The sequence below is a fragment of the Leeuwenhoekiella sp. ZYFB001 genome, assembly GCF_011784865.1.
Classification (GTDB): Bacteria; Bacteroidota; Bacteroidia; order Flavobacteriales; family Flavobacteriaceae; genus Leeuwenhoekiella; species Leeuwenhoekiella palythoae.
On the sequence record NZ_CP050460.1, the window covers coordinates 3,877,826 to 3,896,234 of the forward strand.

General features: G+C 41.2%; 12 protein-coding genes. All 12 read left to right on the forward strand.

Annotated elements, in window-relative coordinates; genetic code table 11:
* The first annotated feature begins 107 nt into the window (after nt 1–107).
* Nucleotides 108–1,361 (forward strand): efflux RND transporter periplasmic adaptor subunit, encoded by a 1,254-nt coding sequence (locus HCN54_RS16710; protein WP_167598691.1) that lies wholly within the window; start codon nt 108–110, stop codon nt 1,359–1,361.
* A 55-nt stretch (nt 1,362–1,416) separates the two neighbouring features.
* Entirely contained in the window at nt 1,417–2,121 is a 705-nt protein-coding gene (locus tag HCN54_RS16715; RefSeq protein WP_009778714.1) for an ABC transporter ATP-binding protein, read from the forward strand.
* A gap of 90 nt (nt 2,122–2,211) precedes the next feature.
* Nucleotides 2,212–4,626, forward strand: a complete 2,415-nt coding sequence (locus tag HCN54_RS16720) for an ABC transporter permease (protein WP_167598692.1) — start codon at nt 2,212–2,214, stop codon at nt 4,624–4,626.
* Nucleotides 4,627–4,654: 28 nt separating this feature from the next.
* Nucleotides 4,655–7,024, forward strand: coding sequence for an ABC transporter permease (locus HCN54_RS16725; protein WP_167598693.1), 2,370 nt, complete (start codon nt 4,655–4,657; stop codon nt 7,022–7,024).
* A gap of 13 nt (nt 7,025–7,037) precedes the next feature.
* Nucleotides 7,038–9,509: an ABC transporter permease gene (locus HCN54_RS16730; protein ID WP_167598694.1), complete on the forward strand. Its 2,472-nt coding sequence runs from the start codon at nt 7,038–7,040 to the stop codon at nt 9,507–9,509.
* A gap of 13 nt (nt 9,510–9,522) precedes the next feature.
* Entirely contained in the window at nt 9,523–11,967 is a 2,445-nt protein-coding gene (locus HCN54_RS16735) for an ABC transporter permease (protein WP_167598695.1), read from the forward strand.
* A gap of 27 nt (nt 11,968–11,994) precedes the next feature.
* Nucleotides 11,995–12,663 carry an ABC transporter ATP-binding protein gene (locus tag HCN54_RS16740; protein ID WP_167598696.1) on the forward strand — a complete coding sequence of 223 codons (669 nt, stop codon included), beginning with the start codon at nt 11,995–11,997 and terminating at the stop codon, nt 12,661–12,663.
* An 83-nt stretch (nt 12,664–12,746) separates the two neighbouring features.
* The gene (locus HCN54_RS16745; RefSeq protein WP_167598697.1) at nt 12,747–14,168 is read left to right on the forward strand and encodes a TolC family protein; all 1,422 of its coding nucleotides are present in this window, start codon (nt 12,747–12,749) and stop codon (nt 14,166–14,168) included.
* A 25-nt stretch (nt 14,169–14,193) separates the two neighbouring features.
* Nucleotides 14,194–16,128 (forward strand): ATP-binding protein, encoded by a 1,935-nt coding sequence (locus HCN54_RS16750; RefSeq protein WP_167598698.1) that lies wholly within the window; start codon nt 14,194–14,196, stop codon nt 16,126–16,128.
* A 12-nt stretch (nt 16,129–16,140) separates the two neighbouring features.
* The gene (locus HCN54_RS16755; RefSeq protein WP_167598699.1) at nt 16,141–16,806 is read left to right on the forward strand and encodes a response regulator transcription factor; all 666 of its coding nucleotides are present in this window, start codon (nt 16,141–16,143) and stop codon (nt 16,804–16,806) included.
* 102 nt (nt 16,807–16,908) lie between these two features.
* Nucleotides 16,909–17,808, forward strand: coding sequence for a pirin family protein (locus HCN54_RS16760; protein ID WP_167598700.1), 900 nt, complete (start codon nt 16,909–16,911; stop codon nt 17,806–17,808).
* Nucleotides 17,809–17,925: 117 nt separating this feature from the next.
* Complete coding sequence (locus HCN54_RS16765) at nt 17,926–18,312, forward strand: acyl-CoA thioesterase (RefSeq protein ID WP_167598701.1); 387 nt, start codon at nt 17,926–17,928, stop codon at nt 18,310–18,312.
* Nucleotides 18,313–18,409: the final 97 nt, after the last annotated feature.

An 18,409-nucleotide genomic window follows, 5' to 3' on the forward strand; every position in this document is an offset into this window, starting at 1 on the left:
CGAAACCGAACACTTTAAAATCGCACTCATCGATTAAAACACTGTAAATCAAGTTTTTGAACTTTTGGCACAGTATTGCTTAACTAGAAGGTGCAAACAATTTATTTATGGACATCCCTTTAGAAAAAAAGCGTTTTACAACTTCTAAAATACTGATGATCGTTGGTGCTATGAGTATCGTGGTGCTTATCCTTTTTGTGATTCTATCCACTACCGGAAATGCAAAACTCAATGTGCAAAAAGAACGCATAAGTATTGCCACTGCGACGCAAGGTGTTTTTCAGGAAAATATCCCGGTGAATGGGGTGGTGATGCCTATCACAACTATTTATCTCGATGCCTTAGAGGGTGGTCGCGTGGAGGAAAAGTTTGTTGAAGATGGGGCGATTATGAAAAAAGGCGAACCCATTTTACGGCTTTCGAATACCGATTTAGAATTGAGTTTGGTCAATCAAGAAACGCAGGTGTATAATTTGCTGACGCAGATGCAGATTTCGCAGAACGCAGCGCGCCAAAATACCATCAATAAACTCAATCAATATACCGATGTTGAGAACAGTCTTATTGAAGCCAAGCGTTTATACGAACTCAACAAAAAACTTTACGATAAGGATGCGATCGCGCGTCAGGATTTGATTAAATCTGAAAATGATTACAACTACCAGAAAGAGCGTATGCAACTTGCCAAGCAGATTTTGGAGCAAGATTCATTGGCGGTAAAACAGGAAAAAAATCAAGTGAGCAGTTCGTACCAGCGTACACAAAACGCCTTGGAGTTGATGCGTCGCAAAGTAGCCGATCTTGTGGTGAAAGCGCCGGTTGATGGGCAATTAACTTCGCTGGATGCTGAAATTGGTCAGTCTAAAAATAAAGGAGAGCGTCTGGGGCAAATAGATGTGTTGAGCGGGTATAAGGTGCGTGTAGATATCGATGAGCATTACATTTCCAGAATTTACACCGGTCAGACCGGAAGCTTTGATTTTGACGGAAAGAGCTACACTTTGGTCATCAAAAAAGTATACACGCAAGTAACAAACGGAAGGTTTCAGGTAGATATGGAATTTGAATCTGAAGTTCCTGAAGGTATTCGTCGCGGGCAAACGCTGCAAATTCGTGTAGCTTTAAGTCAGGAAAAACAAGCGCTGTTAATCCCGAAGGGCGGCTTTTTTCAAGAAACCGGTGGAAATTGGATTTTTAAAGTAAGTGAAGACGGAGCTTCCGCGTATAAAGCAGACATTTCGCTAGGCAGTCAAAACACCGAATATTACGAAGTCTTAAGTGGCTTAGAACCTGGAGATCGCGTGATCACTAGCAGTTATGACAACTACGAAGAAGTGCAAGAATTGGTACTTCAGGATTAAAATATAAACCTATGACAACACTAATCATCACAGTATTAACACTAATCGTTTCCTAATGATAAAAATTACAGACTTAGAGAAATACTACGCCACTGAAGAAGTGCGTACCATCGCCTTAAACAAATTGTCTTTTCAAGTTCAGGAAGGTGAATTTGTAGCCGTGATGGGGCCTTCGGGTTGCGGTAAATCAACTTTGCTTAACATCCTTGGTTTGCTAGACGATCCTGACGGTGGAAGTTTCATTTTCAACGGAATTGAAGTAGCAGGATTTAATGAGCGCAAACGTGCCGATTTGCGCAAACACAACATCGGTTTTGTTTTTCAAAGCTTTAATCTCATTGACGAACTCACCGTTTTTGAAAATGTAGAGCTTCCGTTGATCTATACCGGCGTAAAACCTGCAGAACGTAAAAAGCGTGTAGACGAAGTTCTCGAAAAAATGCAAATCATGCACCGTCGTAAACACTTTCCGCAGCAATTATCTGGAGGGCAGCAGCAGCGTGTGGCCGTAGCACGAGCCGTGGTAAATAATCCTAAACTCATACTTGCCGATGAACCCACCGGAAATTTGGACAGCAGCAATGGTAATGAAGTAATGGATCTGCTCACCGAACTCAATGAAGCCGGGACGACGATCATTATGGTTACGCACAGTGAGCACGATGCCAAATACAGCCACCGCATCATCAGGATGCTCGACGGTCAAAAGGTAACCGAAAATGTGCTGACCGAGTATAAAAGCAAAACATTAGAAGTTTAAAATTCCTTACGGGGATTCATTCATCAATCGGCAACTGCCGAAAATCAATCAAATAAACGGGACTTCATCACTCCCAATATAACATCAGTTATGCTTAAAAACTATTTCAAAATCGCCTGGCGGAATTTCAAAAAAGACAAATCCCTGTTCTTTTTGAATAGCAGTGGTCTTGCCATTGGGATTGCTAGTTGCTTGATGATCTCGCTTTATGTTTGGGATGAGTTGAGCTACGAGCAGTCTTTTGATAATGCCGATCGTTTAGCGCGTGTTGTGCTTCGCGGAAACGTAAACGGAGAGGAACTCAAAGAAGCCATGGTTGCTGCTCCGGTGGCCAAATCCTTTAAAGCAGATTTTCCGCAAGTAAAAAATGCCACGCGATTGAGTATGGTGTACAATCCGCAGGTGCAATACAAGAATACCAGCTATGAAGAGTTGAAAGCCGCTTATGTAGATCCTAATTTCTTTGAATTATTCCATTTGAATTTTCTCAAAGGAAATCCTAAAACAGCGCTTGAAAATCGCAACAGCATTATACTTACCGCATCTGAAGCTAAGAAGTATTTTGGCACAGAAAATCCTATAGGGAAGCGCATCCAATTTCAAGATATTGAAGCAGCGCTCGAAGTAACCGCAGTGCTCGAAGATCTTCCACAAAACACCCATCTGCAGTTTGACGCTTTTATACCGATGCAGCACAATACGCGCAGCACATCAAATTCGTGGGTAACCTCAGGTTTTGCGACTTATTTAGAGCTTCAGCCGGAGACCGACTTGGCACAGCTGGAAGCACAAATTCCTGCGCTTTTAGAAAAATATATAGGGGATCAGGTCAAGCAGGCTATCGGGATTTCTTATGAAGAATTTCAGCAGAACAATAAGTTGGGCTTGTTTTTACAGCCACTTACTGATATTCACTTACACTCAGATTTTAGTCCGAACACCGAGCTGTCTCCCACTGGAGATATCAAATACGTCTATATTTTTAGTGCGATCGCGTTATTTATGTTGTTGATTGCCTGCGTTAATTTTATGAATCTCGCTACGGCAACTGCAACAAAACGCAGTAGAGAAGTAGGTATTCGTAAGGTGTTAGGTTCGGCAAAAAAGCAATTGATCACGCAGTTTTTAACCGAATCTATACTCACTACAACTTTTGCAACGCTTCTGGCGATAGGCATCATCGTCTTGCTTTTACCTGCGTTCAATACGCTGGCCGGAAAAGAACTTGCGCTGCTCGATTTTATTTCGGTTCAAAACATCCTGCTGCTTGTGGTTTTCATCATTGGTATAAGTCTTTTTGCAGGGGCGTATCCGGCGTTTGTGTTGTCTGGATTTAAACCGCTGGCGGCCATCACCAATAAAATTGCGCGTAGCGGTCGCAGTACTAGCTTGAGAAGCGGGATGGTGATCTTTCAATTTGTGATTTCGGCTTCTTTGATTCTTGCTACGATCGTGGTATATAAACAGATGCAATTCATTCAGCACAAAAAATTAGGCTATGAGAAAGGCCAAGTGATCGTGCTGAGAGATGCTTATAAAATGGGATCAGAACGTGTAAATGCGTATAAAGAAGAATTACTTCAAAATCCCGGAATTGCCAGTATAAGCAGATCGGCTTTTGTTCCTGCGGGAGAAACAGACAATCATTTGCGCGGAATTTTTAAGAATAATACCTACCTGAGAAAATTCTTCTTTTATGATGTAGATGAGCAGTATATCCCCACGTTGGGACTGGAATTGATTGAGGGACGCAATTTTTCAACGGAATTAAAAAATGAATCTGATAAAGTAATCTTGAACGAGCAGGCAGCTAAAATTTTAGGGCTAGGCGAAAATCCTATAGGTGCAACTTTTGAACGCGCAGCCGATGCAGAAAATGAACGTTTAACGGTAGTAGGAATTATTAAAGATTTTCATTTTAAATCCTTACACAGCAAGATCGACCCTTTGGTCTTGGCGTACAATCCTTACGGCGGTTTGATCGTAAAAACCAAGAATGCCGACGTCGCGGGAGTTCTCGATTTTGCAGAAGACAAGTGGACAACATTCAATCCTGAGCAAGCTTTTACCTATTCGTTTTTAGAAGATTCTTTTGAGGAAACCTATCGCAAAGAAGAAAAAATGGGAGTGATTCTAAGCATCTTCACGATGCTAACCATTTTTGTGGCCTGTCTGGGCTTGTTTGGCTTGATCACCTTTGCCACCGAACAACGCTTTAAAGAAATAGGTATTCGTAAAGTGTTGGGTGCCAGCGTTGCTGAAATAGTTGGTCTGCTTGCCAAAGACTTTATCAAGTTGGTTGCCATCGCCTTTCTGATCGCGTTTCCGATAGGATATTATTTAATGCAAAAATGGCTGCAGGATTTTGCATATCGCGTGGATCTTGAGTTGGGTCAATTTGTGCTAGCCGCGTGCATCACGCTTTTTATCGCAATGGCTACGATAAGTTTTAAGAGCATAAAAGCCGCACTTCAAAATCCTACCCAATCGCTAAAAACGGAATAGGAAATCAATCAACAGAAAACCAACAAACATGCTTAGAAATTATATCAAAATCGCCTGGCGGAATCTTAAAAAAGATAAGTTCTACAACCTTATAAGTTTGTTGGGGCTCACGATAGGACTTACCATTGCCATTTTTATCGTAATCTGGATTCAGTCAGAATTGAGCTATAACAGTTTTGTCGGCAATCATGATCAGGTCTATAGAGTTTCGAGTAACATCAAAAGCGGTGGTACTGTTCAAACCTGGGGCTCTTCAACAGGTCCGGTGGCAGCGTATGCTTTAAGCGATATTCCTCAGGTTAAACGTGCAGTTCGACTTCGGCAAAATTGGTCAAACCGACTCTATACTGTAAGTAATACCGATTATGAGCTCACCGGAGCTTACGTAGATGCGGCGTTTTTTGATCTTTTTGAGCGGAAACTTTTAGCAGGAAACAAAGGAGATCTGCTTAACGATGCCAATGCAGTGGTGCTTACAAAAGCTATTGCTGAAAAGCTTTTTGGAACCACTGATGTCGTTGGTAAAACCATAGAGGCAGATCATCAAGAAAACTACATTATTACCGGTGTGGTTGAAGATATACCGGAAAATTCGAGCGTTGCCTATGAGCTGTTTTTTTCGATGGAATCGCTTAAAGCCGGTTACGCGAACAGCAAGTATTGGAAATCTTTAGATACCGACTGGGGAAACTTTAATTATATCACCTATCTCGAGTTGCGATCTGTAGATGATGTTGCTGCAGTTACCCAAAAACTTACGCAAATTCAACAACAAAATGATCCTAATGCCGACTTGTTTGATGATAAAGCAGCCTATTATTTACAGCCTATTACCGCGATGAATCTGTATAATTCAGCAGGCGAACCACGAGGAATCAACACGGTTAAGATTTTTGGTATTGTTTTGTTACTCATTCTAGCGATTGCCTGTATCAATTATGTGAATCTCGCTACTGCAAGAGCTCTTCAGCGGGCACGAGAAGTGAGCATTCGTAAGATCATAGGTGCAGGTAAACGCAGTTTATTTGGGCAGTTTATTGCAGAGTCGATCTTGTTTTTCAGTATAGCGATCTTTTTAGCTATTGGGCTCGCTTTTCTTTTAGCACCTAAGTTCACCCAGCTTTCCGGAAAGTCGTTGCATTTAGAATTGATTCAAGGGCCACTGCCACTGTATATCTTGGGGATTTTTATAATCACGTTAGTGGTTTCTTCCATTTATCCTGCACTGATGCTTACCTCTTTTAAACCTTTAGAAGCCATAAAAGGGAAAGTAGGAGGCGTTAGCCGCGGAACGCTAAGGAAAGTTTTGGTTACCGTGCAGTTTGTGTTTTCGGTGATGCTTATTATAGGTACGCTGGTTATAGGCCGTCAACTTGATTTTTTAACCGAAAAGAATCCCGGTTATGATCGCAGTCAGGTGCTTAACTTTTGGATGAGTGGCAGTATGCAAGAACACGCCGAAACGGTAAAGCAACGTTTGACTAACATTCCGGGAGTCACAGGTGTTTCATTTGCTTCTAATCCTATTATTGATAATCAAAATTCTACTGGAGACATCAAATGGGGCGCAGGTGAAGTCGATCACGAGTTGGTTGTAACACCAATGGCGATAGATGAGCAGTTTATTCCGCTTTTAAAGATGAATCTGATCGCCGGAGAAAACTTTAAAGGCATCAGTACAGATTCTACACATTTTATCATCAATCAAACCGCGGCTAAAGCGATGGGAATGACCAATCCCGTGGGTCAAAATTTAGAGTTATACGAAACCAAAGGCACCATTGTAGGCGTTGTTGAAGATTATCATTTTAGAGATTTAAAAAGCGATATTGGCCCAGCAGTTATGTATTATGCTCCCGACGCCTATCGTGTATATCTCAAAACTTCAGGAACGAACACTACAGCGACTATCGCCGCGCTCGAAGAACTATGGAAAGAATATACTCCTGATTTTCCGTTAGACTATTCCTTTTTAGATGCGTCCTATGAAAAGATGTACCGCGAAGATCAACGCACCGGAAAACTGTTTAACATCTTTTCGGTGATTGCGATCCTGGTGTCTTGTTTGGGACTTTTCGGACTAACCACTTATGCGGCGCAATTGAAAAAACGGGAGATAGGAATTCGTAAAGTTTTAGGAGCTTCTGTGTTTCAGGTCACGCGTTTGTTGTCGAAAGATTTTCTAATTCTTGTGATTGTAGCGGCAGTAGTGGCGATCCCATTAGCTTGGTATGTAATGCAATTGTGGCTTCAGGATTTTGTGTATAAAACAGGTATGAGCTGGTGGATTTTTGCATTAGCCGGCGGAATCACCTTGCTCATAGCGATGCTTACTGTAAGCTTTCAAGCCATAAAAGCAGCAATCGCTAATCCCGTAAAATCACTCAGAACAGAATAGTAATAACAATAATATGCTTAAAAACTATATCAAAATCGCCTGGCGGAATATCCTAAGATACAAGACTAACAGTTTCTTGAATATTTTAGGGTTGACTATTGGTCTGGCATCTGTGATGCTTATTGCGCTGTATATTCAAAACGAACTGAAATACGACACTGTATTTAAGGATTCAGAGCGTATTTACCGTGTAAATATGCGAGGGAAAATGGGCGACAACAGTTTTTATGCCGGGTATACACCACCACCTGCAGGTGAAGCTTTGGTAAACAATTTCCCCGAGATTGAAAGTGCTACGCGCATTTTTCAGCCAGATGATGCTACCATTGCGTATACACAGGGTAACAGCCCAAAAGTTTTTAATGAGTCAGAGATTCTAGCCGTAGACCCTAATTTTTTAGAGGTGTTTAATTATCCATTACTTTTTGGTAATGCCAACACTTGCTTGCAGCAACCCAATAGTGTAGTAATCACGCCTCAAATTGCTGAGAAATATTTTGGCACAGAGAATCCACTAGGAAAAACCCTGCTGTACGGAGAGGAGCAAAAACCGCTACAAGTCACCGGCGTACTCACCGATTTAGAACACTATCCTGCATCAGTGAAGTTTGATATGTTGATGCCTGTTGCCAATTTTGAAGCGGTGAGTTATTTTAATTGGAGTTGGGTCTGGCTCAATATGGCTACCTATATAAAACTTACAAAACAGGCCAGCGAAAAACCTGAGGGTCTAGCTAAACTTGAGGCTCATTTGCCGGAGATGCTTCGTGTACAGGCAGCGCCGGCTTTTGAACGCATTGGTCAGCCATTTGATGCGTTTTTGAAAAAAGGAAATTACTGGGAATTACACTTACAGCCGCTTGCAGATATTCATTTGTATTCTCAAGATATAACTTCATCAATCACCGAGCAGCACGATATCAAAAGCCTTTATGTTCTAGGAATCATCGCTCTGTTTATTGTGATACTTGCTTGCGTAAATTTTATGAACCTGTCAACCGTACAATCGGTAAAACGCAGTAAGGAGATCGGGATACGTAAAGTTTTAGGTTCGCAACGGTCTCAACTGATAAAGCAATTTATGACCGAAGTAGCGTGCTACACTTTTTTTGCAACGCTTCTTGCATTTGCGATTGTCCTTCTGATCTTACCAGGTTTCAATGCACTTACGGGAAAAGCAATTTCTATCAACGCTTTTTTCAATGCTGAATTACTGCTGCTCGTTTTGGCGATAGTTCTCTTAACAGCATTTTTAGCAGGAAGTTATCCTGCATTTTTCCTGACTTCTTTTAATCCTATCAGGGCTTTAAAAGGGAAAGGAAACATTTCTAAAAACACAGGATTGGTACGTAACGGACTTGTAGTTTTTCAGTTTTGTATTGCTATCGCACTTATTAGTTGTACGCTTATTGTTTTTACGCAGCTGCATTATACGCAACAAAAAGACCTAGGTTATGATAAGGAAAATATTTTGGTGATTAATAATACAGAGCGCTTAGGTACTGTTGTGACTTCCTTTAAAAAAGAACTTGCTACCATTTCGGGAATACAGCATGTGAGCATTTCGTCAAATATGCTGACCCGTGGAGCATTTGGAGATTTTTATGTGCCGAAAGCCACACCAGATGAACCTCATATAGCGTCCGATATTTCTTTGGGCTCTTATCTTGTAGATGATCAGTTTATTGAAACACTAGATCTCGAATTGGTTGAAGGAAGGGCTTTTCAAGAAGAATTTAATGATTCACTTTCTGTACTTCTCAATGAAACTGCTGTGGCTCAAATAGGATGGGAAAATCCAATTGGCAAGCAAATCCGTTACCCGGGCGGTAATATGGAATATTACACGGTGGTAGGGGTTTTAAAGGATTTTAATCTTGAGTCTCTACACAGCGCCATTCAGCCATTTGCCCTATTTTCTGAAGCTTCACAAAGTTACGATTCAGGAGTGTCGTATATCACGCTTAAAGTTTCAGGAGAAAACATCATAACTACCCTAGATCAAGTAGAGCAACTTTGGAAGCGTTATTCTGAAAGCGCTCCGTTAGAATACAGCTTTTTAGATGAAGATCTGGCATTTGCATATCAGGAAGATCAGCGTTTGGCTTCACTGTTTACCGTATTTGCATTACTAGCGATCTTCGTGGCCTGTTTAGGGTTATTTGGTCTCATTGCATTTTCAGCACAGCAGCGTACTAAAGAAATTGGCGTGCGCAAAGTACTAGGCGCTAGTGTGCAAAGCATCGTACGTTTACTGGCGATGAACTTTTTAAAACTTGTTGTAATAGCCTTGGTACTGGCAGTGCCTATTGCGTGGCTGGCGATGAATCAGTGGCTTCAAGATTTTGCCTATCGAATTGCGATTCCGGTTTGGGTGTTTTTTGCCGCGGGTGCCTTGGCGCTAGGAATTGCACTAATCACCCTAAGCTTTCAAGCCATAAAAGCCGCAATCGCTAATCCCGTAAAATCACTCAGAACAGAATAGTAATAACAATAATATGCTTAAAAACTACATCAAAATCGCTTGGCGCAACATCTGGAAAAACAAACTTTTCTCAGCGATTAATGTCATTAGTCTGGCCATAGGCCTAAGTGCTTCGTTTGTGATCGGACTCATGGTGTATTATGACTTTAGCTTTGATACCTTTCACGAAGATGGCGATCGCATTTATCGTGTGGTAACCGATTTTGAAACACCGCAGGGCAGCTTAAAAAATGGAGGGGTAACCCCGCCGATGCGCATCGCTGCTAAGGAGCAACTCACAGGTGTTGAGCAATCGGCTTATTTTTATAATTGGTGGATTTCGGAAGCAAAGGCAGAAACAAGCAAGCAGGCTTTTAAAGATCCAGAACACATTATTCTTACCGAAACAAGCTATTTTGACATTTTTCAATACAAATGGATCGCCGGTTCTAAAGCAGCGGCACTGCAGCAACCCAATAGTGTGGTGTTAACCCGAAAGCGTGCTGAAGCATATTTTCCGAATATGCCTTTAGCAGCTGTAATGGGACAAGCTTTGGTTTATAACGGAACCATTTTAGCAACTGTTTCCGGGATTGTTGAAGATTATGATAAGCGTACCGACTTGAACTTTAATGAATTTATTTCGCTAGAAACCGCAAAGCAAACCGAAAGCAGCGATGAGATTTTAGGAGATGAATGGGGAAATACCAATAATGCTTCCCAATTGTACATCAAGATTGCGCAGAACAGCACGCCTGAGCAAATCAAAACACACTTAGCCGCTTTAAGCAAAGCGCATGTTGATGATGATATGGTCAAGTACAAAAATAAGCGAACGTTCAACCTACAAGCCTTGTCTGACCTGCATTTTGATCACGAGTACGGTGCCTATAACTATTCGGGTTATGAAGCTGATAAAGGTATTTTGATAAGCCTGGTTTTTATGGCGCTTTTCCTGTTGCTTTTGGGAAGCATCAATTTTATCAATTTGAACACGGCCCAGGCAGCAAGCCGTGCTAAAGAAATTGGAGTTCGCAAAACTATGGGAAGCTCTAAGCGTCAATTGGTGCTTCAGTTTTTAGGCGAAACCTTTCTGCTCACGCTTATAGCCGCTTTAAGTTCTATTGTTTTTTGCGTCTTAGCGCTTAAGGCTTTTGATAGTTTTATGGCAGAAGGAATTGAGCTGAGTCTTATGCTGACTCCTTGGTTTGCGGCACTAGTTGTCGTACTTGTCATCGTGATCACCTTATTGTCGGGTTTCTATCCCGGCGTCGTGTTGTCCCGTTTTAAACCGGCACGCGTGCTTAAAGGAAGCGTTTCGAGCAGCAAAGAAAAGGGCGTTTTGCGTCAGGTGTTAACCGTTTCTCAGTTTGCGATTGCACAGGTTTTTGTGATCGCCACACTCCTTGTAGGTAAGCAAATCTATTATATGCTGCATCAGGATCTAGGGTTTAATACCGAAGCTGTTGCTTATCTGCAAACGCCTTGGGATGATTTTTCAATAGATAAACGGCTTGTTTTAGAACAAGAATTGAAGCGTATTCCTGAGATCCAAAACGTGAGTCTGGGTGGAATGCCGCCTGCTTCATTCAATATGGCAACTAGAATGGGAATTTTTAAAAAAGACGGTCAGGAGATTATTCAGGAACTACAAATTCTAAATGGCGATACCGAATATCTGAAACTTTATGATATCGAATTGCTTGCCGGAAGACCAGCGCTTAATGATACCATCGAAGAATATGTGATCAATGAAACCGGAATGCGTGCTTTTGGTTTTAAAGATCCGGAGGAAATTGTTGGTCAATATCTTGAACTCAATTCGCATCAACGATTGATCGTTGGAGTGATGCAGGATTTTAATCAGCGCTCGCTGAAAGATAAAGTGATGCCGCTGATGCTTACCGGTGATACCAGCCGAGATCGCCGAACCAACTTTAGAACGCTGCACGTTAAACTTACCGGTACATCTTCTAGTTGGCAAAATACCAGCGCAAAAGTAGAGCAACTTTATCAAGAGGTGTATCCCGGAGAGGAGTTTAGGCTCACGTTTGTAGATGAGAGCATTTCAAGATTTTATAAGCAAGAGCAACGTATTGCAACCTTACTCAACTGGGCCACCGGTCTTGCTGTGCTCATCAGTTGCCTGGGATTATTGGGATTGGTGATTCATACTACGACGCGGCGCACCAAAGAAATTGGGATTCGCAAAGTGCTGGGAGCTTCCATTTTACAAATTAACGCCTTGCTGTGTACCGACTTTTTAAAACTGGTCGTCGTAGCCTATGTGATCGCGCTGCCTATCGCTTGGTGGGGATTGCATCAGTGGCTTGAAGATTATGCCTATAAAACCGAAATGAGCTGGTGGGTATTCGCCTTAAGCGGATTAGGAATGATGGTCCTTGCAGTACTCATTATGAGTTTTAAAACTTTAAAAGCCGCAATCGCTAATCCCGTAAAAGCACTGAGAACCGAATAATCATAAGGACAGAACTAATAATATATTATGCTTTTACAACTCAATCATATTTACAAGTGGGTCAAACAAGGAGGAAAACGTGTTTTCCTTTTAAATGACATCAGTCTTCAGGTAGAAGAAGGCGAATTTATCTCGATAATGGGACCTTCGGGCTCGGGAAAGTCAACCTTGCTCAACGTCATCGGGATGCTTGACGAATTTCAGGAAGGGGAATATAATTTCCTGGACGAGTCGGTACATACACTAAAGGAAAAGCACCGCTCTAAACTTTATAAGGAATACATTGGTTTTGTGTTTCAGGCCTACCATTTAATTGATGAATTGACGGTTTATGAAAACATAGAAACGCCACTTTTGTACAAAAATATCAAGTCTTCAGAGCGCAAAGCTTTGGTAGCAGATATGCTCGACCGCTTTAATATTGTCGGTAAAAAAGACCTTTTTCCCAGTCAGTTGAGCGGCGGTCAGCAACAGCTAGTGGGAATCGCACGTGCCTTGATTGCAAAACCCAAACTCATTCTGGCAGATGAACCTACCGGAAACCTCAATTCTAAGCAAGGGGAAGAAATTATGCAGCTTTTTAAAGAACTGAATCAAGAAGGGGTGACGATCATTCAGGCCACGCATTCTGAAGCGAATGCCGAATATGGCAACCGAATCATTCACCTTTTAGACGGAAGCAAAACCAAGGCCTAATCAACCTTTTCCGAATATTACAGACCAACAGTCTTAGGCATATTTAGGGCTGTTGGTAAAATTCATCATCAATCAATTTTAGTATGTTTATCAAATCGCTAAAGCTCGCCTTTATAGCTTGTGCTTGCAGCTACACGTTAACTGCACAAGAAACGCAAAACATCAGTCTGCAAGAGTGCGTAGAAATCGCGCTGACTCATAATCTGGATTTAAAAGCTGCCGGGCTACGCGCAGAAACCGAAACCATTCAGTTTAAGCAAAGCCGCAATGCGCTGCTTCCGTCAGTAAATGCCAATTATAATTTGGGGCTGAGCAACGGGCGAAGTATCGACCCGTTTACAAACAGTTATGTGAATGAGGAGCTGACTTATTCTAACGCCGGACTTGGTATTAATACAACCCTTTTTGACGGTTTTAGAATTTTAAATACGCTAAAGCAAAACCGACTCAATAAGGCTGCCGCCGAAATGGAAATTGAAGAAGCACGCCAGAATTTAGTGCTAGATGTAACCTTAAATTTCTTGCAGGTGCTCAATTTTAGAGAATTGGTAAAACTCGCCGAAACACGTTTGATCACTTCAAAAGAACAACTTAACCGACTTCATAAATTACAAGAAGAAGAAACCGGTGATCCTGTGGCTTATCACGATTTGCAGGGTCAGGTCGCTTTAGATCAAAGCGCGGTAAATGATGCTAATAACAGTCTGAACAATGCACTTACAGATCTAAAATTTTTACTGAGCACAGAGCGCTCTATAGAAGCTTCTCAACTAGTACTTTTACTCGACTTTGAACCTCGGGAAAAAACTGCAGACGGCGTTTATGAAGCAGCTTTACGACATCTCGCTTCGGTGAAATCTAAAGAATTACGCGAGGAAGCAGCAGCAAAAGGAGTTGCGGTCGCTCGCGCTCAATACACTCCGCAGATCAGTTTGTTTGCAAATTTTGGCACTAATTATTCCAGCGCTGCGCGTTTGTTTCAGGATGCCGGAACGCAAACCGTACAAACCGGAGATTTTGTAACCGTTACGGGAACAGATTATGCTGTTTTTACACAAGAAGGTTTATTTGATGCGTTGCCTATTTCATACACTGATCAGTTTAATAATAACCTGAATAGTACCGCGGGTGTTTCGGTGAGTATTCCCATTTTTAATGGATTTCAGGCAAAGAATGCGGTGCAATTGCAAAAAGTAAATCGCGATCAAGCTTCGGTGGTTTTAGAGCAGACCAAACGTGCCTTAAAACAGAACATTTCAAAAACCTATGCTGATCTACAAGCAGCGTCTAAAAACTATCATTTTTTAGAGGATCAAGTAAGGGCTTATGAAGAATCTTTCCGCATTAATGAAGTGAAATTCAATCTGGGAGTTTCTACCAGTGTGGCCTATATCACGAGTAAAAACAATCTTGACAACGCCCGTATAAACTTAACAAACGCCAGATATGCTTATCTTTTGACATCAAGAGTGCTTGATTATTATAGCGGGGTGATTCCTTTTTAGTAGCTTTAGACTAAAATTAGCCCCTTTGTTTAGACTTTTACTTTGTTTGCCCCTGATTTGGATTTGTGCCTGTACCCAATCTAATGAGCATTTAGATCCTACTTCTAAAAACAAAGACTCCATTGCTTTTTATAACAATGAAGCCCGGGAAGCGCAATACAGCATGCAAGAGCGTTTGGAATTTGCCAATCGAGCATTTGAAGGTGTTCGAGAACAACCTAAGCACCCACTTTATACTAAAATTCTCTATAACAAAAACTGGTTGCATTATACATTGGGACAGTATGATAGCTTGGTGTATTATGATGCTGTAATGCAAAAAAATGCGGCTGTTAATACTGCGCCCAAAGAAATGGGGATGCAGCATTACCTTTTAGGATATTACTTTGAGTTAGTAAAACATCAATCAGATAGCGCTTTTAAACGCTATAACCGGTCAAAAACCTATTATCAACAGGCGGAAGACAGTAGTGGAACAGGAACTGCACTCTTGAATATGGGGGGTATACAATATAAGAAACGTGATTATTTTGGCAGTAAAGAAACCCTGACCGAAGCTTTAAAGTACATAAAAAAAGAAACTGATTCTGTGACGTATTGGTCTGCGATGGATAGAATAGCTCAAAGTCACAGACATTTGCATAACTATGAGGAAGCTTTGGCATTTTACGCAAACATCACAAAAGAGGCGCCTAAAGCCAATCTTTCTGTTTATAAAAATAACTACGCTACCGTTTATATTGATTTAGAAAAGTATCAAAAAGCGATTGCAATTCTAGAACCTCTTGTGCTAGATACGCTTGCAAATTCAGAAACCACTCAAGCCAGAGTTCTGGACAATCTCACTTATGCCAGATGGTCTTCAGGAGTTTTTGTAAAACCACAGGATTTTCTAAAACCGCTAGAAATTCGAAAATCTCAAGATGATAAGCGCGGGATCATTTCTAGCTACCTGCATTTAAGCGAGTTTTATCTCAAGCCTCAACCTGAGCTCGCACGGGCATATTTAGATAGTGCTAAAATTCAGGCTAAAGAGATTAATTCATCAGGAGGCGAACTCGAGGTTTTAGTGTTCAAAATGCAATTAGAGCCTCAAAATGCCGCACTTAAGGAACGCTATATCAAACTACGAGACAGTTTGTATGAGAGCGAGCTTAAAGTAAAAACGCAATTTGCCAAGTATAAATATGACGATGAATTAAAAGAACAGTCTATTTTACGCTTAGAGAATGAAAAAAATCTCAGAGAATTAGAACTCGCTCAAGAACGGTTTACTAAACTTTGGATCATCGCGGCCTTAGTAGTTGCGATACTACTGATTTTATTGATTTATTACGTACAGCGCTACAAAGCGCGCCAACTCAGAATTCAGCATAATATAGAAAGGCTTAGCGCCATTTATGATACGGAAGCCGCTATTTCCAGAAGACTGCACGACGATTTTGGATCTGGACTCAATACTGCAATGCTTTTGCTGCAGCGGCAAGAAAATATAGATGCCATTTTAGATCAGCTCGAAAAGCTCTACAATCAAAGTCGGGATTTTTCCCGAAGCCTCAATGATATTGATACGGGCGCAGGTTTTAAAGACGCTTTGTCGCTGATGCTTCGGTCTCAAGTTCCGCAGGACACTAACTTGCTGCTTTTAGGTTTTCACAAGATAGACTGGGACTTGGTGCGACCGGTAAATAAGATCACGTTATACAAGATCTTACGGGAGTTGATGTTGAATATGCGCAAGCATAGTGCGGCAAAACGCGTGACATTAAAGTTTGAAATGCACTCCAAACATCTAAAAATCATGTATTCAGATAACGGTAAAGGAGCAAGCCACGAAGCGCTTCAGCTTAAAAACGGGTTGCGCATTACGGAAAAGCGTATTGAAGCCATAGGAGGAAGCATTAGTTTTGAGACCGAAGAACAATCTGGGTTTACTTCCCACATAAAAATTCCGTTTTAAAAGCCGCTGTTGATGTTTAAAAAAATACTGATTGCCGAAGATTTTCAAGGAGATAATAAGAGTATTGTAGATACCCTTAAAGAGCGTATGGCCATTAGTGAAATTCAAGAGGCATTGTATTGCGATACTGCATTTAGCAGGGTGCAAGTGGCTTTAAACGAAGGCGCGCCTATAGAACTTTTGATTACAGATCTGTCATTTAAACCCGGTACGCTGCCTCGTAAACTAACTTCTGGGTACGAACTTATAAAGGCTGTGAGAAAGGTTGACCCTAACCTTAAGATCATTGTGAATTCGGTTGAGGATAATCCGGTGAGAATAAAAAAATTGGTTGAAGAAGATCAGATCAATGGTTATGTCTGCAAAGGGAGAAAAAGTCTTAACGAACTGGTAGAAGCGGTTTATGCGGTTTGTAATGATGAGATTTTTATTTCTCCTCAGATCGACTGGAATACGCAGCATAATGTGGTAGAATTAGAAGAACTAGATCTTCTTGTGATCAAAGATATGGCCGAAGGTTTTAGTAAGCGTGAAATACGTGATCGCCTCATTAAAGCCGGCGTAAAGCCAAATAGCGAGAGTTCGCTTGACAAGCGCGTGAGTAAACTTTTTGTACAGTTTGATGTAAAAAACTCAACCCATCTTATCGCAAAACTTACGCGACAGGGAATCATATAATTTTAAAAGCACCCATCGATTTAAGCGGAATGCTGTTAGGGTTTTAATCCATTCTTGTTTAGTTTTAATACTTCAGTAGTATTTAAATTAAATAAAGAAAAAATGCAATCTAACGTTGGGCTGGTCATCGAAGAGAAAGCGGCCGATATCGGGAATTTTATGGTGGGGCGTTTGCTTCCGTTTAGAAAAAAGCGTGCGGTAGGTCCGTTTTTATTTATAGATCATATGGGGCCTGCGTGTTTAAAAGAGTATCAAAATCTTGATGTTCCACCGCATCCACACATTGGGCTTTCCACATTAACGTATTTATTTGAAGGAAGTATTTTTCATCGCGACAGTTTAGGAAATGCTGTGGAGATTAAACCGGGCGCGGTAAACTGGATGACCGCCGGAAAAGGAGTGGTGCATTCTGAACGTACCCCGGAATATTTAAGAGACGAATCAAAGTTTTTGCACGGTTTTCAGCTTTGGGTAGGCTTACCCAAAGCTCTGGAGCAGGGAGCGCCATCCTTTTTTCATATTGAAAAAGAAGCCTTACCTGCTTGGGAAGAAAACGGAATACACTACAAATTAATTGCTGGAAAAATCAAGGATAAGGAAGCACCCGTGCCGGTGCATAGTCCGTTGTTTTTTATCGAAATACAAACCGAAGATGCCGCGCGAATAGCTATTGGCGATCGGCTTTTTGGCGAAGTCGCGATGTATGTATTGTCAGGGGAAGTGCGTATTGAAGGAAATACCTATGGAACCAAACAATTGCTCGTGGCGAAAAAGGCTTCTTTATGTGCTTTTGAGACTACTCAAGCAACGACCTTGTATTTGTTTGGAGGTACGCCCTTTGAAGAAGAACGCTTTATGTTTTGGAATTTTGTGAGCTCAGATAAAGCCGTGTTAGAGCAAGCGAAAACCAACTGGAAAGAACAAAATTTAGAAGCATTCCCTAAAATACCAGGAGATTCAGAAGAATACGTTCCGCTTCCGGAGCCTAAAAGATTTAAATAAAATTAATTCTCTTTTTTTTAAAGAAGCTAGCATTCGTATTGCATATTCAGCATTCTTAAGTCACAATATTTTTTGATGCAATCAGTTAAGCTATAAACTTACAATCCTATAATACCAATGACTTTAGAGCAACGCATAGCAAAAGCCGAATCCCGAATATTTAAAGCGGTTTTTCCGAATACTACAAACCATTACGATACGCTTTTTGGAGGCACTGCGATGCAGCTGATGGATGAGGTGGCCTTTATTACGGCTACCCGATTTACACGGCAAACTGTGGTAACTGTAAGTAGTGATAAAATCGACTTTAATAAGCCTATTCCTGCAGGGACTATCATTGAGCTTGTAGGTCAGATCATTCATTTAGGAACCAAAAGTCTAAAAGTAGGCGTCTCGATCTACGTAGAACAAATGTATTCTGAACATCGTGAAAAAGCCATTCAAGGCGAGTTCACATTTGTTGCAATTGACGAGCAGAAAAACCCGGTCAATATTCTGAAGTAGCAGAATTCAAATAGGATTAAATTATCTGAAATAGGTGTAAATAAAAAAAAGCGCTTCAAATGAAGCGCTTTATGCGGTCTGGACGGGACTCGAACTA

What these genes read in the sequence shown, in the direction of transcription:
- HCN54_RS16760 (WP_167598700.1), top strand. Translation starts at nt 16,909, where the DNA reads ATGCAATCTAACGTTGGGCTGGTCATCGAAGAGAAAGCGGCCGATATC.
- HCN54_RS16765 (WP_167598701.1), top strand. Translation starts at nt 17,926, where the DNA reads ATGACTTTAGAGCAACGCATAGCAAAAGCCGAATCCCGAATATTTAAA.
- HCN54_RS16730 (WP_167598694.1), top strand. Translation starts at nt 7,038, where the DNA reads ATGCTTAAAAACTATATCAAAATCGCCTGGCGGAATATCCTAAGATAC.
- HCN54_RS16720 (WP_167598692.1), top strand. Translation starts at nt 2,212, where the DNA reads ATGCTTAAAAACTATTTCAAAATCGCCTGGCGGAATTTCAAAAAAGAC.
- HCN54_RS16725 (WP_167598693.1), top strand. Translation starts at nt 4,655, where the DNA reads ATGCTTAGAAATTATATCAAAATCGCCTGGCGGAATCTTAAAAAAGAT.
- HCN54_RS16745 (WP_167598697.1), top strand. Translation starts at nt 12,747, where the DNA reads ATGTTTATCAAATCGCTAAAGCTCGCCTTTATAGCTTGTGCTTGCAGC.
- HCN54_RS16735 (WP_167598695.1), top strand. Translation starts at nt 9,523, where the DNA reads ATGCTTAAAAACTACATCAAAATCGCTTGGCGCAACATCTGGAAAAAC.
- HCN54_RS16740 (WP_167598696.1), top strand. Translation starts at nt 11,995, where the DNA reads ATGCTTTTACAACTCAATCATATTTACAAGTGGGTCAAACAAGGAGGA.
- HCN54_RS16755 (WP_167598699.1), top strand. Translation starts at nt 16,141, where the DNA reads ATGTTTAAAAAAATACTGATTGCCGAAGATTTTCAAGGAGATAATAAG.
- HCN54_RS16710 (WP_167598691.1), top strand. Translation starts at nt 108, where the DNA reads ATGGACATCCCTTTAGAAAAAAAGCGTTTTACAACTTCTAAAATACTG.
- HCN54_RS16715 (WP_009778714.1), top strand. Translation starts at nt 1,417, where the DNA reads ATGATAAAAATTACAGACTTAGAGAAATACTACGCCACTGAAGAAGTG.